Raw genomic sequence first — 13503 nt, 5'->3', positions numbered from 1 at the left:
AGGAAGGTTCTCTTGTGAGCCGTAAAACGATCCGTAGTTCCCGCATGAAAACCGCAACGCTGGTTTCGGCGGGAACCCTTGCCGTTGCGCTCAATGTTCTCCCGAGCACAGCGGCCGTCGCCGACGCGATCCAGCGGTCCGGCACCGAGCACAGCATGGGGCTCCCGGGCCCTAACGGCGCCACCAGTGCCGACCGTGACGGCCGTGACGGCCGTGACGGCGACCGGGGCCCGCGGGGCCCCCGGGGTCAGGTGGGCCCGCAGGGCCCGCAGGGTGTGCCCGGTGTGCCGGGTGAAGAGGGTCCGCAGGGCGTGCCCGGCGTGGACGGCGAGGACGGCGACGACGGCGCTCCTGGCCCGCAGGGTCCCCAGGGCGCTGACGGCGACCCCGGTGGCCCCCAGGGCCCGCAGGGAGAGCCCGGCGACGACGGCGACGACGGCGACGACGGCGACGACGGCGACGACGGCGCGCAGGGCCCGCAGGGCTTCCAAGGCGACGACGGCGCGCAGGGCCCACAGGGCTTCCAAGGCGACGACGGCGCGCAGGGCCCACAGGGCTTCCAAGGCGACGACGGCGCGCAGGGCCCGCAGGGCTTCCAAGGCGACGACGGCGTGCAGGGCCCGCAGGGCTTCCAGGGCGATGACGGAGCCGACGGCGTGCAGGGCCCGCAGGGCTTCCAGGGGTCGACCGAGCTCGACACCTACGTGGTGACCGCCACGGAGGACCTCCCCCTTGTGGGCGTCTCGGAATCGGCAGACGTTGACTGCACGGGCGCCGACGTCGCTGTCGGCGGTGGGTTCAGCATCGACTACACGCTCGGCGCCGGCATCATCCCCGACGAGTCCGCTCCGGTGTTCGTCGGTGACGGGCCCGCCACGGGCTGGCAGTCCTCGGTCACCGGCGTGGCCGGTGTCCAGGGCACGTTCACCGTCTACGCGATCTGCCAGGACACGTGACGAATCCCGTCTGACCGGCGGTGCGGTACGACCGTCGGCCTCAGGAACGACTGGCGGTGCCCCGGGGCGCAGGCTCCGGGGCACCGCCCATGTTGTTCCCCGGCGCAACGCCGGAGTGCACCACTCAGGAAAAGCCCTGCTGGACACGGCCCGTCGGCACGGCGTCGGCCGCCCCTCGGTCGTACTGCATGCACATGAGGACGACGGTTCCGCCGTCCTTGCCGTCCCAGGCGTGGAAACAGCGCGTGCTGCCCGGAAAGACGAACAAGGCTCCGGTGAGGATGGTGGCCCAGCTCCGTCGAGGTCAGGGACAGCCGCGAGAACACGCGGCGGCATCCCCCGAAGGCCGGCGATTCGACGCACAGACAGCCGAAGCGCCAGTCGGACCCGAATCAGGGCCTCCAGGGGATGCCGAGTACATCCTTCACGGTCAGACCCGCAGCGGTCCGCCGCAGCGCGCGGCGCCCTCCTTCATCGCGATGAGGTTCGCCACCACGTAGGAGATGTTGTTCTTGGAATGCCAGTCGGTCGGGTAGTAGGTGACCAGCCGCGACTTCTGGAACCTGGCCTCGATCTCGGGGACGAAGGTGCGGTACTGGTTGTCGGTGTAGTACCAGAAGGAGTTCTCGTTGTAGAACGCAACGTGCGTCGGGTCCTGGTATGCGCCGCGGCCGTCGGCGCTGGGGGTCATGGTGAGGAGCATGCCCCCCGGCGCCAGCAGCCGGTACAACTCGTTGATCAGCGGCACCTTCGCGGGTACGTGCTCCAGGAAGTCCACCGCCCGCATCAGACCGACGGAGTTGTCGGGCAGGTCCAGCCGGTCGGGCAGCTTCGCGACGATGTCGACGCCCTCCCCGGGGTACTGGTCCACGCCCAGGTATCCCGGCGGCTTCCGGTGAGCCGCGCCGAGGTCCAGCGCGTACAGGCCACGGCGCTGGGTCCACGCCAGGGCGTTGGCCTCGATGTACTTGTCGTACAGGGCCACCGTTTCACGCTGGATGTGTGCGTTGATCTTCGGGTCACGCTGCGTGTTCGCGCGATGGATCCGCTGGAGGTACAGGCAGCGAGGGATGTGGTGGAAGTCGCCGGCCTGGAAGAGGCGGCACATCAGGTCCTGGTCGTCCAGGACCGTTCGGGTGGCGTCGTATCCGCCGACCTTTTCGTAGACGTCCTTGCGGAACGCCCGTACGTGGTTGGGCGCGTACCAGATGTACGAGACGTTGTGTGGCGTAGGGGCCATGGACATGGCCTGCATCAGCCGGCGGCCGTCGACGTCCACATCTTCGTAATGCCAGCCGTGCGCCTCGTTGAAGCGGGTCTCGTCGCGCTTCCCGTCCTCGGTGATCTGCGCGGTGTTGCTGTAGACGAGGACGACGTCGGGATGAGTGTCGAACGCCTCTGCGAGCTCCGCCAGACACGCCTTCGCCAGCAGATCGTCGTGGTCGAGTTCCACGAGGAACTCGCCTCGAGCCAGTTCACAAGCCCTGCGCTTGGCCGCCCCGACGCCGTGGATGTCGTCCGCGATCTTCACGCGGACACGCTCATCGGGGTGCTCAGGCCGCCACCTGGCGCCGTTGTTGAGCAGAACGACCCACTCCCAGTCCGCGCATGACTGTGCCTGCAGCGAGGCAAGGCACTCATCAAGGAAACGCGGCCTGTGGCTGGGGGTGAAGACGGAGAACTTCGGTGTCGCAGTCGATGTCATCTGGTAGTCCCCGCTTGACTGGTTGACGGTGATGGGCTTACCGAATCCTGGAACTCGTCCGGGACATCAGCGTGCAGCTTGGGATCGATCGCAACGGCACGACGGAATGCGTCCTGCGCATCGTCGTCCTGACCCTTCTTCGCCAGGGCCCGCCCGAGGCGAAGGTAGGCCGTCGAGGCCTTCGGGTTGGCGGCAACAGCACGCTTCAGGAGCGTGACAGCACGGTCTGGATCGCTCGACTCGAGCAGCACCGCCTCGTTGAAGAGGGCGGACGCGAACGTCGGATCGATCTTCAAGGCCTTGTCATAGGCCGCACGGGCATCAGCCGTCCTGCCGTCACGCTGCGCGATGACACCCAGGTTGTACCAGGCGACCTTGTTCTCCGGATCCAGCTCCAGAGCACGCCTGAAGCTGCGGGCCGCTCCGGAGAAGTCCCGGTACTGCGACTGCATAAGACCGGCCTGCACAAGTGACTGCGCCTCCGAGACGGTCTCGATCGCCGACTTGGCGTCGGAATCCGGGGTCGTGGCCGGCTGGGAAAGAGTCGCCCAGGCGGCTACCCCTACGGCGACCATCGCCATTGCGGCGAATCCTGTCCACAATCGCCTACGTTTCACTGGTCACATCTCATGGAGTTGGTGCGGGAGGGGATGGATCCGGCTGATGTCCACTGGCTGACATGGTCCGTCGTGATCCGTGCCGACGAGCTCGGAGTCCGAACCCGCTTGACTGGCAGCAAAGTTACGAGGTGACCGTTATGACGTCACCCGTTGCCAGGCACTGACGGGGCAGATACCACCCGAACGTACGCATCGGACGAACAGTTCACCAGCAGCCGGCGTCGTGAATCCCGGCGCATCACACTGACGTTGAACGGTCAGCTCTCTCATTCGTCCGACGATGTGCCACTACCGTGGCCGCTCGTCGATGAAGTCGTGGTCGAATGCCAATCCGATGAGCTCACTGCGAAAGCGGTTGGCACCATGGCCAGTTCGCCGACCGTAGCGTCCGGGCTCGCCGCTGCATGCAGTGTTTCCGAGATGAGCGTCAAGGGTTGCTTCGCCTTCCCCAAAGAAGGTCGAGGCAACATGAATTGCCGTGACCGGGTAGCGGGCGTGCAGAAGGGCCGCTCCTGCACGGTCACGACGAGGTTCTCGGCCGCGGTGTTCGGGAGCGGATCACGAGGTGCGGTTGATTCACCGCTGGAGCCAGGTGTGGGTGGCGTTCTGCAACCTGGACAGTGCCTCCAGCGGCGAGGTTGCCCGGCAGCGGCACGATGCCGGCCGTCGTGAGGGCGGCGTGCAGGTCCACTGTCGCCGAGCAGGGTGTCGGGACGCCGCCGTGGTCGCCCCATCTGCCCGGGACGGAGGGATGGCGCGAGCAATCGCAGCAGCTGGGTGACACCGTTGGGGTTGCCGCCGGTCAGCGACACCGCAAGCGGGAAGCCCTGCCCGTCGACGAGTACGCGGTGCCCGCTGCCCGGCCGCACGCCGAACCCTCCGCATCTCTTCATAAGAGGCGATAGGGTGACCACTCTCACTCGGACAGTTCAATTATTTCACCCGAATGTCACGCATCAGGGCTATTGGAACGCTCGTTGTAAGGAATATGACGAGAGCACAGCTTCCTCCCGACGCCGCGGCCCGACGCGCACCGGGCACGGATGTGGCCCCAAAGAACGCGGGGACCATGGATCCCCGCTTTGCGGAGGCCCTGGCGGAGGACAAGGCGACACTCCACCATGAAGAGGATCGAAACGGCCTGACGCACGCATCCTCGGTGCTGAACGACTTTCTGGCGGTGATCGGCCGGATCCAGGCTGAATACCACCTGCTGTCGAACAAAATGCACGTGTCACCGACTGTACGTGGCGACGAATGGACGGGGCGAAACCTTCATGCATGACGAGTACAGCTCGTTCGGTTCAGCGGTTTCCCATCCGGATATGGGCGGCTATCGCGGGTGGGAGGACCCATATGGCCTCTCCCCGGCGAACATGCTGAGTACCCATGAGCCGATGGCTCCTCTCGGCCTGGAGATCCTCGACGCGCCGTGGGACCCGACAGCGGAACTGCAGCAACTGCTGCAGCCCCCTGTCGGGCAGGAGTTTCCCACGGCTTTCTCCGGCTACGGCAGCGCCCCTGGGCCTGGTGACCGCAGCACACTCACGGACCTGAGCGGGGTCACCGCCGAACTTCCTCATGTCCGCCCCACGCCTGGGCATCGACGAAGGGCATCGTCGCCCAAACCCAGGTTCATTCTGCTGCAGACAATCAGCTTCTCCATTGCGGTGCTGGCCGCCGTCATCGTCTCCGGAGTGAGCATTTTCGGGGGCATGGTCGCCCTGGACCCGCTACGGCAGGTTGCCGCGTCACGAACGTCCCAAGGCCTGATGAGCTGGTGGCCAGTCCTGGTCTATGGGCCCTGGATGGTCGCCTCTCTCACCATCCTGCGCGCATCGCTCCATCGTCGCCGGGCGGTGCAATCCTGGATCGTCGTACTCTTCTTCTCCGCCCTCGCGACCTGGTTGTGCGTGACTGAAGCAGCCGGGTCGCTCACTGACGTTGCTGCTGCCGCGCTACCTTCCCTTGCAGCTCTTGCCTGCTTTCAGCAACTCGTCCGGCTCGTCTCACAGGCCCGGCCACCGCGCCGCGCCTCCGCGCGTCATCGTCTCCGCGTTCCATCCAGACCATTCGTGCCCCCGACCCCAGAATCACGAGTCTGCTGAGCAATCTGCGCCACTGCTCACGACGTGAGCCTTCTTTCGAAATCACGTGCCGGATACGTCGTTTGCGCACGCAGGCATGGGTTCGCCGGCTGCTGTAGCCCTTATCGGCGCTCACGATGTCGGGCCTTGCACGAGGCCGCCCGGCGCCGGTCATGCGGCCGCGGATCTTCTCCATGACGTGCTCGAACCGGGTGCAGTCCGCCCGCTGCCCAGGTGTCATCGCCAAGGACAGCGGGCGGCACTCGTCGTCGACGCTCAAATGGACCTTGGTGGTGAACGGCCGCGCGAGCGGCTCAGGCCCTCACCTGCAGCACCACCTCCGCCAGGTAGACGGCCAGTTCCGGCCACCACACCGACGTGACCTGACGCCCCATCACCCCTGCGCCTTCCGAGGACGCGGGTGACGGGGCCTTTGCGCGGGCCGGCTCGCGTGCCGGCGATCGCGCATCACCGTTGGAGTCGACCGAGACGTCCCAGTCGATCGCGCTTTCTGCGTTCGCGGCGGCCCTGGACCTGTCGCAGAAGCCGCTCCCACCTTCCGTCGGCCGGCGACTGCACGAGTCTCTTGTGAACGGTCTTCGACGGGCCGAACCGCTCGGGCAGGTCGCGTCACTGCACCCCGGTCCGCACCCGGTGCAGGACTCCCTTGATCACCTCCCGATGGCCCCACCACCTGCCAGGCCGAGCGGCCATTCGGCCTTCCCGATTTCAAGAACCGGGGAAGCAATGGCGGTTGGCTGGTGACGCCCACCGAGATCCGTGCCGCGTTGGCTGCCCTCGAGGCGCAACCCGAGTCGGCCAAAGCCGGCACCTTCGCGGAGCAGCCGCGCTGGGACGAGTGGATCGACTACCTCAGGCGGGCAGCAGCCCACGGCGGATTCCGGGGCGAATGGCGACCCCGGGCAGCCTCACCTGTCTCTCCGCTCAAGATCGGTGAGACAGGCTTCATTTCGCGGCGGCCCTCGCTATCGGCTGCATCAGCCGAGACGAGCATGGACGACAGACATGGCGCGCCTCAGTCGCTCGACCGGCCCGTATACGGGAACGGCGGCAGGGCAACCGGATGCTGATGCTGCCCCTGATCCACGGGTACACCCGGCGCGACGGACATGCCGACTTCCTGCGCGAGGGCGTAGACGGAACCGTTGGGGTCTGTCTTTGCGGTGATCCGTTACCGGTGCCCGTTTTCTGCGTTGAACCGGGTGTTGAAGGCCGCAACCCCTGCGGCCGCCCCTCGTCTCGCAAGGAGAAGTTGATGTCGCGTATCGCGAAGGCCGCCGCCGTTGTCGCCGGCACGGGTGCCATCCTCGTCGGCGGTGCCGGCATGGCTGCCGCCGACGCCGGAGCGCTCGGTACGGCCACCGGTTCCCCGGGTGTCCTCTCGGGCAACCTCGTCCAGGTTCCCGTCCAGGTGCCGGTCAATCTCTGCGGCAACACGGTAGACGCCATCGCGCTGCTCAACCCGGCCTTCGGCAACACGTGCGCGAACGCCGACGGCGCCTGAGCCCCGCACCGCCGATGAACGCTGCGGCCTTCCCTGCACCACGTGGGGGAGGCCGCAGTCCTGTGCCGGTCCGGAGCCGCACAGGAAAGGGCCGACCGGTGATTCCCGGTCGGCCCTCGTGCGACCTGACGACACCAGGGACGGTGACCCGGTGCAGGGGCTCCAAAGCCGCGACGACTCGCACTTCGTTCTGCTGCTGCGACATGCCGGCGTTCGGGCGGTGCGCGTCAAGACGCGCGACCTCCTTGACCGGCAGGGTCCCGGCTGAAGCGTGTTGCGAAAGTCCCGCCTGGCCGACGACGCCTGGCACGCACTCCCCCGCAGCCTTCGGCGGAGGTACCCCCACGCTGCGTTGTCGGAGTCATCCAAGTACGCCCAGTACGAGAATGATCCGCCGCTGGCGGCGCTCGCACGCCCGGCACGACTACGCGGCAGGCTGTTGATCGCCGCAGCCGCGGGCGGCTCCCCCGGCTACCGCTCCCGCGCCTGGAAGAGCGAGTTCGCTGCCGACTCAGCTCAGCAGCAGACCTGCCGACGGCGTTCCCTGCACCACCGGAGCCATCAACGCGGCCTGCGGCAGTGTGACCGCGGACAGACCGTACAGGTCTTCACGCGGCTGGGTGAGCGGCGCTCCGAGTGAGGCGCCGGGGCCGGCCAGCTCCATGTCGGAGGCCTCGGAAGAGGCCTGTGCGACGGCGAGGTTGCCCTCTCCGAGAGCATTCTCCACGGGGAGCTCCAGCAGCGTGGCGGGCAGTTCACTGCTGAACGGCACCGCTGGCAGCGTGCCCTGCGGCACGAGGTTTCCGGTTACGTGCCGCGGGGCCTCGGGAGCTCCGGGCACGAGAACCGGAACTCCGGTGCTCAGTTCCGGCGCCTCGATCGGCAGGGCCGTCTCGAGGCTCTCGAGCGGCAGGGTGACCGGAACCGAGGGTGCGGCGACGGCGGGCGCGGAGCCCACGGCCGACGCCATGCACGCCACGACTACCGCCAAGCTACTGCCGGTTGTCAACTTCATCGCTGTCTTCGTCTCCTCATGAGCTCGCTTCCGGACACCTACCCGAAAGCACTACGGGATGTACTTCTCTCGGTGCTCTGCCACAACGAGCAGAAGGCGCCGAAGCGTGCATACATCCCCTGTCCGCAGCAATGTCAGGATGGAAGGTGACGCGGCTTGGTCCAGCATGGCGCCTTGAGAATCAGGGGGTTGCTGTGGGAGTGGGAGACACCGGGACAGTCGGACGGACTCGCCACGGCGCAGGAAGCCGATCACCGTTCCGGCGCACTGTCGGGAACGACTGCGAGCCGGGCGGGCTGACGTCCCGAGCCGGCGAGACGGTGCTGCCGTTCAACGTCACGCGCCGTCACCCTCCGCACCTGGGCCACGACGAGGTGGCCCTCACTACTGTTCGGCGCGCGTGTCGCGCGGCAGGTGGCGCAGGAACAGTTCCAGGAACCGGCAGCCGGTCCAGTGCACTTCGGCCGGCCGGCCGTCCGAGCCTGGCGGTCTCCGGCTTCGCCAACAGTGTCCGTCCTCCCGTTCGCGTTCGGGGGTACGGTGAGCGGCTGCCTACGGGAACCTCGGGCTGTCAGCGGCGCAGCTGGGACACCGGCAGCAGCACGTGGGCCGTGTCGTTGAGCGCGTCCTCGTCACCGAGGTGGGCCTGCAGGGTCTCCTCGGTGACGGGCACGCCGGGCTTCGCCTCGGGCCAGGCCTGTCCGGAGATCATGAAGTGCACATGGCCGCGCCGTTCGGCGGCTGCCAGCCATTCGGCGGGGGCGGGGCACTGTGCTTTCAAGTACGGCATGTTGACGACGGCCTGGCCCCCCTGCACGAGCAGCTGGATCGGGGAGACGCCTGCGTCGGTGTGGTCGTGCATCACGTCGCCCGTGGTGAGGCCGAGGTCCGCGATCATCGCCAGGGATGCGGCGGTACCCGCCGCCGCGCCCCCGGGGCCGTCGCCGAGGGAGTACGCGATCAGATAGGGCGTGTCGTGGCCCTGAGCCGGGTCACCGGTCCAGGCGAGCAGCGCGAGGGTGCCCAACTCGGCTCGGCCCACGGTCACTTTGGGTACGTTGGCAGTGGTCATGGCTCGGCACCCTAGTGCCCTGACGACCCCTGGCAGCTGCCCCGTTCACCTGCCCGGGTGAACAGACTCCGGGCCGGACCTCACAGCGACCCAGCGACGTTCGACGGTTCCGACGGTGGAATGCGGCCCTTACGGGACCGGACTCGCGGGGAGAGCGCCGAGTGGCGCGGACGGTGACGGCCGGAGCGACGACGTACCCGCGCAGCGACATCCGCATATTTGCCGAATCGGGTGCCGACGAGTTCCGCCTGGCGCCGACTCATGCGGCGGGCTCGGTGGTCCGCCGTACGGACCTGCCGGACCTGCCTTGTGCCGATCGAGGGGGGCGCCGCCGTGGCGGGCGGTCAGGCTCAGTACAAGTGCGGGCTCGAAAGGCCGTTCCTTCCGTACCCCAGCATCCCGGCGTGGCAGTGACCTCCGGTGCCCTGTGCGCGTTGGCCGCGGTATGGCAAGGACTACCGCTCCGGGTCGTTGGCAGCGCGTACAGACGAGAACGGATCCCGCACCGGCGGCACCGCCGCCCGGCAGCAGCCCGATCTACGAACAGCTCGCGCGCGAGTGGGCGGCCGCGGGCCGGACCATGCCGGGTCGGCCGGACGGCGAGTGGACACGGCTCACCCTGTTCCCGACCCCATCGGCGGAGCCATCGCAGGTCCGTCCCGCTCCCCCGTCGCCGCGACGGGGCTGGCTCCACGATTGGCACACCACGTGGCCCCCGCCCGGCTCCAGGGGACGCCCGCCGGCAGTAACCGCCAATGGTCCCATGCCTGGTGGTCCGAACCCGGGAAAGGCCTGATGGCCGCCCTTCCACGATCAAGGGCGGGTGGCGTCACGCCCGGGGGCGGGCCCCGCATCGTGCGCCCTGTCCGGGGACCCTCCCTGAGGGTGCAGAACCCTGCGCTCATTCGCATGTGCGTGACAGAAACACGGGAGCGACAGGGTTTCCCATACAAGCAAGGCTCGTTACGCCTGTAACGGCGGTGAGCACCGCCGGGAAAGGGATGCGAAACATGAAATACTCGACGGCTGCTGCCATCCTTGTCGGTTCCGTGACAGCGCTGGGTGCGGCCACTCCCGTGTTCGCCGCGGACTCGGCGGGCATGCCCCCCATGAGCCTGAACGGCGGTCTCGGCGAGGTGGCCTCCTCCGTTCCGCAGTTGGAAGACGCAACCCAGCCCGGGGCCGCCCTGAGCCAGGTGGGCGACACGGCCACCGACCTGAACAACATCAAGGGCAACGCACCCGAGGAGGTGCTGAAGGCTGCCGCCGCGACCACCCCCATGCTGGGCGGTGTCTCGCTCGGCGGCTGATCCGCCGCTGCCCGCAGCATCGCAATCAGCCGACCGGTACGGACCTTACGACACAGGGCCGTTGGAATCGGCCGAGACAACCCCGATCCGGTCGACTCCGGAATAGGTCAACCCACTCCCTCGGCGACGACCAGAGCACGTGGTTCTCGAGCGGCAGCAACTCCGCCCAGGAGTACGGCAACGCCGAGACTCACGGCACCATGAGCCCGCAGCTCACCAACGTTGGCCCTCTCTTGGACCTCCTGGTGCCGGTCACCCTTCAGGACATCCCTGTCCTGTCGGCTCCGTGGAACCGGCTGTGCGTCGAGAACTCCACCCAGGCCAAGGGCGACGCCCTCCTGTCACACGACATCCCGGTCCTGCCGGGGAACGACGAGTCCACTCGCTGATCATCGCGGGAGCCCCGGCGCCGTGAGGCTGCCGGGGCCCCGGTTGCCGCTCCTGTACGTGTACGTTCGTGCTCAGGTACGCGAGGATCAGCTGGTCCAGAAGTCCCACCAGCGAGTCAGGATCAGCACCCCGATGATCCCGATGTGCAACACGGGGAGCACCCAGGTGAACTCGTCGAGAAAGCCGCGCAGCGGGGCCGGGGCGGACAGGATGCCGTTGCGGACGTTGTGCGATGTCACATACCAGAACATGACGATCGTGGCCAACCACGCCAGTGAGCACCACAGGCACAGGGCGTTGATCTCGTACAGCGACTGGTGCTGCAGCCATGTAGAGAATCCGACACCGCACAGCGTGCCGGCGTTCAGGCCCAGCCAGTACCACCTCCGGTACCTCGCTCCCGCGAGCAGCGCCATACCGATCGCGAGCACGACGCCGTAGGCGACGAGCCCCAGCATCGGGTTGGGGAAGCCGAAGGCGGCCGCCTGTTCGCTCTTCATGATGTCGCCGCACGACACCACCGGGTTCAGGCTGCAGCCCGGCCTGAAGCCCGAGTCCTCCAGCAGCTTGAACTTGTCGATCGTGATGACCCACGACGCCAGCAGCCCGGCCGCACCGGTGGCCACCAGCATCCAGGAGAAGGCCCGGCTCGCGCCGACAGTGCTCCGGCCGGGCCCCTTGACGGCCCGCCGCCTTCCCCCCTGTCCTACGGACAGATACCTGGTAGATGTAATTGTCATATTGAATTCACCGCTCTTTCACCTCTGTGGATTCGCCTATTGTGCCGCAAGCAGAAGCGCACTCAGGGTGGAAAATCCATTCGGCGAAACGGGTGAACGCGATACCTCCAACGGCCCACACAGGGCCGTGTGCGGCATTCGGGTGAACACCCGAAACCAAACTTCGCGGGTTCAGTTGATCAGGCTGCACCGCGTTCGCCTGTTCAAACGAAAAAGGACAAGTAAGTGATCAAGAACATTCTGACGACGACCATGGTCACCGCTTCGATGGTGGGCGCCGGCGCGGCGATGGCCCCGCAGGCTCTGGCCGTCGGAGACGAGCAGGGCACCTTCTCCACGAGCGAAATCGGCGCCACGCAGCATTACGGCAACTCCGCCACCTACGGCACCATGAGCCCGCAGATGGGCCTGATTCAGGGCTCGCTCAACAAGCCCTGCGTCGGCCTGCCCGCCAAGGCCAACGTCGGCTCCCTCGTCGGCCTCGTCCCGGTCGCCGCCCAGGACGTGCCGATCCTGTCGGCCCCGCAGAACCAGCAGTGCGTCGAGAACTCCACCCAGGCCAAGGGCGACGAGCCCCTGTCGCACATCCTCAGCGACATCCCGGTCCTGTCGGAGAACGGCGATTCCACCCGCTGATCACCGCAGGCGGATGAACTGCCCCCGTGCGTGACGCACGGGGGCAGTTCCGTGCCACAATTGAACTCCCACAGAATCGTGGGCTTTCTCCGCGGATTCCGTGCATCGGCTCGACAATTATCTTCGAGGCATACGAGTGACTTTTCGACCCCGTGGGCGCGCGGCGACTTCCCAGCGGGAACCGATTCGTTTACTAGTTCCGCGGAGGCGCATGTCTGCATGGTTGAAATGCAGCTGCGCGGGACGAAGGCCGTACCGCGTACAGCGTCCCTGCTGAAAGGATCGAAATGAAGTACACAAAGGCTGCAGCCGTTGTCGCGGGGATCCTCGTGGCTCTGGGCAGCGCAGCGCCCGCCATGGCCGACGCGGGTGCCCAGGGCACTGCTACCGGTTCCGCGGGTGTCCTGTCCGGCAACGTCATCCAGCTTCCGGTCAGCGTTCCGCTGAACCTCACCGGCAACTCGGTGAACGTGCTCGGCCTGCTGAATCCGGTGAGCGCCAACACTTCCATCATCGGCTGACAGTCCACGCGGCGCCCCCTTGGGCGCGGTGGCGGAACGGCCCCGAGGCGCCGATGGCGCTCCTCGGGGCCGTTCCGCTGTTCGACTTCTCGTCTATTCGGGCCTGGTCCCGATCACTACGGTGGCGTCCAACTCCTCGTGAACGGCGACACGTGGGCAGAGACCGTGATCGGCGAACGCGGCAACGGTTCGCGGGGCCTGCCGCTCGCTCGTTTCGACAAGCAGCGCCCCGCCGGGAACCAGCCACAGCGCCGCACCGGCGCTCACCCGCAGCTGGATGTCGACCCCATCGGCCCCGCCGTCGAGGGCCACCAGTGGTTCGTGCTCGCGAGCCTCCGGGGGCAGCAGGCCGATCTCGGCCGTGGGCACGTACGGGGCGTTGGCGATGAGTACATCGACACGGCCCGCAAGACCGGCCGGGAGCGGGTCGTAGAGATCCCCCTCGTACACCCGGCCGCCGACCGGTGCGACGTTGCGCCGGGCGCACCGGACCGCGGCGGGCTCGATGTCGGCGGCGTGCAGCTCACCGGCCCCGAGCGCGTGAAGCACCGCAGCCCCGAGGGCGCCCGAGCCGCAGCACAGGTCCACGACGACGGGGCTCGGCGGGGCGAGCTCGAGGGCCTGGGCGACGAGGAACTCGCTGCGGCGGCGGGGCACGAACACCCCGGGGTCGACCGCCACGCGCCTTCCGCGGAAATCGGCCCAGCCGAGAACGTGTTCCAGGGGCAGGCCCATGACGCGGCGTTCGACCATGGCGGCGAGTTCGTCGCGATCGCGGGCGGTGGAAATCAGCAGATCCGCCTCGTCCTCCGCGAAGACACAACCGGCGGAACGCAGGACGGAGATGACGGAGGCATGGGACGGATACAGCTCGGAGACCGACATGAAAGCCTTTCGGGGCGACCGACGAAGGGCACCCTCGCGGT

General features: G+C 67.6%; 15 protein-coding genes and 2 pseudogenes. 8 read left to right on the top strand and 9 right to left on the bottom strand.

The genetic code is table 11. The annotated features are described in order from the left end of the window. Window positions 1–44 precede the first annotated feature (44 nt). Window positions 45–956 (top strand): hypothetical protein, encoded by a 912-nt coding sequence (locus tag ACIQ7Q_RS02420; RefSeq protein ID WP_403855418.1) that lies wholly within the window; start codon window positions 45–47, stop codon window positions 954–956. Between the two features lie 124 nt (window positions 957–1080). Here ACIQ7Q_RS02420 and ACIQ7Q_RS02415 read toward each other — a convergent pair whose 3' ends face one another. From ACIQ7Q_RS02415 to ACIQ7Q_RS02400, 4 genes and pseudogenes are all read right to left on the bottom strand, one after another. After that, window positions 1081–1224: a hypothetical protein gene (locus ACIQ7Q_RS02415; protein ID WP_403855416.1), complete on the bottom strand. Its 144-nt coding sequence runs from the start codon at window positions 1222–1224 to the stop codon at window positions 1081–1083. A gap of 162 nt (window positions 1225–1386) precedes the next feature. Continuing rightward, entirely contained in the window at window positions 1387–2661 is a 1275-nt protein-coding gene (locus tag ACIQ7Q_RS02410; RefSeq protein WP_403855414.1) for a glycosyltransferase, read from the bottom strand. Beyond that, window positions 2658–3242, bottom strand: a complete 585-nt coding sequence (locus ACIQ7Q_RS02405; protein WP_403855412.1) for a tetratricopeptide repeat protein — start codon at window positions 3240–3242, stop codon at window positions 2658–2660. Before ACIQ7Q_RS02405 ends, ACIQ7Q_RS02410 begins: the two co-directional genes overlap by 4 nt. A 725-nt stretch (window positions 3243–3967) precedes the next feature. Then, a pseudogene (locus ACIQ7Q_RS02400) lies at window positions 3968–4147 on the bottom strand (IS5/IS1182 family transposase); the annotation flags it as partial. A 203-nt stretch (window positions 4148–4350) separates the two neighbouring features. Here ACIQ7Q_RS02400 and ACIQ7Q_RS02395 point away from each other — a divergent pair. Beyond that, window positions 4351–4566 carry a hypothetical protein gene (locus tag ACIQ7Q_RS02395; protein WP_403855411.1) on the top strand — a complete coding sequence of 72 codons (216 nt, stop codon included), beginning with the start codon at window positions 4351–4353 and terminating at the stop codon, window positions 4564–4566. Then, on the top strand, window positions 4559–5389 hold the full coding sequence (locus ACIQ7Q_RS02390; protein ID WP_403855409.1) for a DUF2637 domain-containing protein: 831 nt from the start codon (window positions 4559–4561) through the stop codon (window positions 5387–5389). Before ACIQ7Q_RS02395 ends, ACIQ7Q_RS02390 begins: the two co-directional genes overlap by 8 nt. A 16-nt stretch (window positions 5390–5405) precedes the next feature. Here ACIQ7Q_RS02390 and ACIQ7Q_RS02385 read toward each other — a convergent pair. Then, window positions 5406–5654 (bottom strand): annotated as a pseudogene (locus ACIQ7Q_RS02385) (transposase); the annotation flags it as partial. A 990-nt stretch (window positions 5655–6644) separates the two neighbouring features. On the opposite strand from ACIQ7Q_RS02385, the gene ACIQ7Q_RS02380 reads away from it, so the two are divergent. Further along, a complete protein-coding gene (locus tag ACIQ7Q_RS02380) occupies window positions 6645–6893 on the top strand; it encodes a chaplin (RefSeq protein ID WP_403855407.1) in 249 nt (82 codons plus the stop codon). A gap of 511 nt (window positions 6894–7404) precedes the next feature. Here ACIQ7Q_RS02380 and ACIQ7Q_RS02375 read toward each other — a convergent pair. Then, complete coding sequence (locus ACIQ7Q_RS02375) at window positions 7405–7863, bottom strand: hypothetical protein (RefSeq protein WP_403855405.1); 459 nt, start codon at window positions 7861–7863, stop codon at window positions 7405–7407. Between the two features lie 616 nt (window positions 7864–8479). Then, complete coding sequence (locus ACIQ7Q_RS02370; RefSeq protein ID WP_403855403.1) at window positions 8480–8980, bottom strand: DUF5949 family protein; 501 nt, start codon at window positions 8978–8980, stop codon at window positions 8480–8482. Window positions 8981–9990: 1010 nt separating this feature from the next. Between ACIQ7Q_RS02370 and ACIQ7Q_RS02365 the strand changes: the two genes are divergently transcribed. Further along, window positions 9991–10290 carry a hypothetical protein gene (locus ACIQ7Q_RS02365; protein ID WP_403855401.1) on the top strand — a complete coding sequence of 100 codons (300 nt, stop codon included), beginning with the start codon at window positions 9991–9993 and terminating at the stop codon, window positions 10288–10290. 200 nt (window positions 10291–10490) lie between these two features. Beyond that, window positions 10491–10679 carry a hypothetical protein gene (locus tag ACIQ7Q_RS02360; protein WP_403855399.1) on the top strand — a complete coding sequence of 63 codons (189 nt, stop codon included), beginning with the start codon at window positions 10491–10493 and terminating at the stop codon, window positions 10677–10679. An 87-nt stretch (window positions 10680–10766) separates the two neighbouring features. On the opposite strand, the gene ACIQ7Q_RS02355 is transcribed toward ACIQ7Q_RS02360, so the two are convergent. Beyond that, complete coding sequence (locus ACIQ7Q_RS02355) at window positions 10767–11420, bottom strand: vitamin K epoxide reductase family protein (protein WP_403855397.1); 654 nt, start codon at window positions 11418–11420, stop codon at window positions 10767–10769. 225 nt (window positions 11421–11645) lie between these two features. Here ACIQ7Q_RS02355 and ACIQ7Q_RS02350 point away from each other — a divergent pair, with 225 nt between their 5' ends. Together ACIQ7Q_RS02350 and ACIQ7Q_RS02345 are read left to right on the top strand one after the other, a co-directional pair. Beyond that, window positions 11646–12056 (top strand): rodlin, encoded by a 411-nt coding sequence (locus tag ACIQ7Q_RS02350; RefSeq protein WP_403855395.1) that lies wholly within the window; start codon window positions 11646–11648, stop codon window positions 12054–12056. 287 nt (window positions 12057–12343) lie between these two features. Then, complete coding sequence (locus ACIQ7Q_RS02345) at window positions 12344–12577, top strand: chaplin (protein ID WP_403855393.1); 234 nt, start codon at window positions 12344–12346, stop codon at window positions 12575–12577. Window positions 12578–12670: 93 nt separating this feature from the next. Here the strand turns inward: ACIQ7Q_RS02345 and ACIQ7Q_RS02340 are convergent, their stop codons facing one another. Beyond that, entirely contained in the window at window positions 12671–13462 is a 792-nt protein-coding gene (locus tag ACIQ7Q_RS02340; RefSeq protein ID WP_403855391.1) for a putative protein N(5)-glutamine methyltransferase, read from the bottom strand. Window positions 13463–13503 lie beyond the last annotated feature (41 nt).

The sequence above is a fragment of the Streptomyces sp. NPDC096176 genome (assembly GCF_044763255.1).
GTDB lineage: Bacteria > Actinomycetota > Actinomycetes > Streptomycetales > Streptomycetaceae > Streptomyces.
This window is presented reverse-complemented; position numbering and strand designations above follow the sequence as displayed.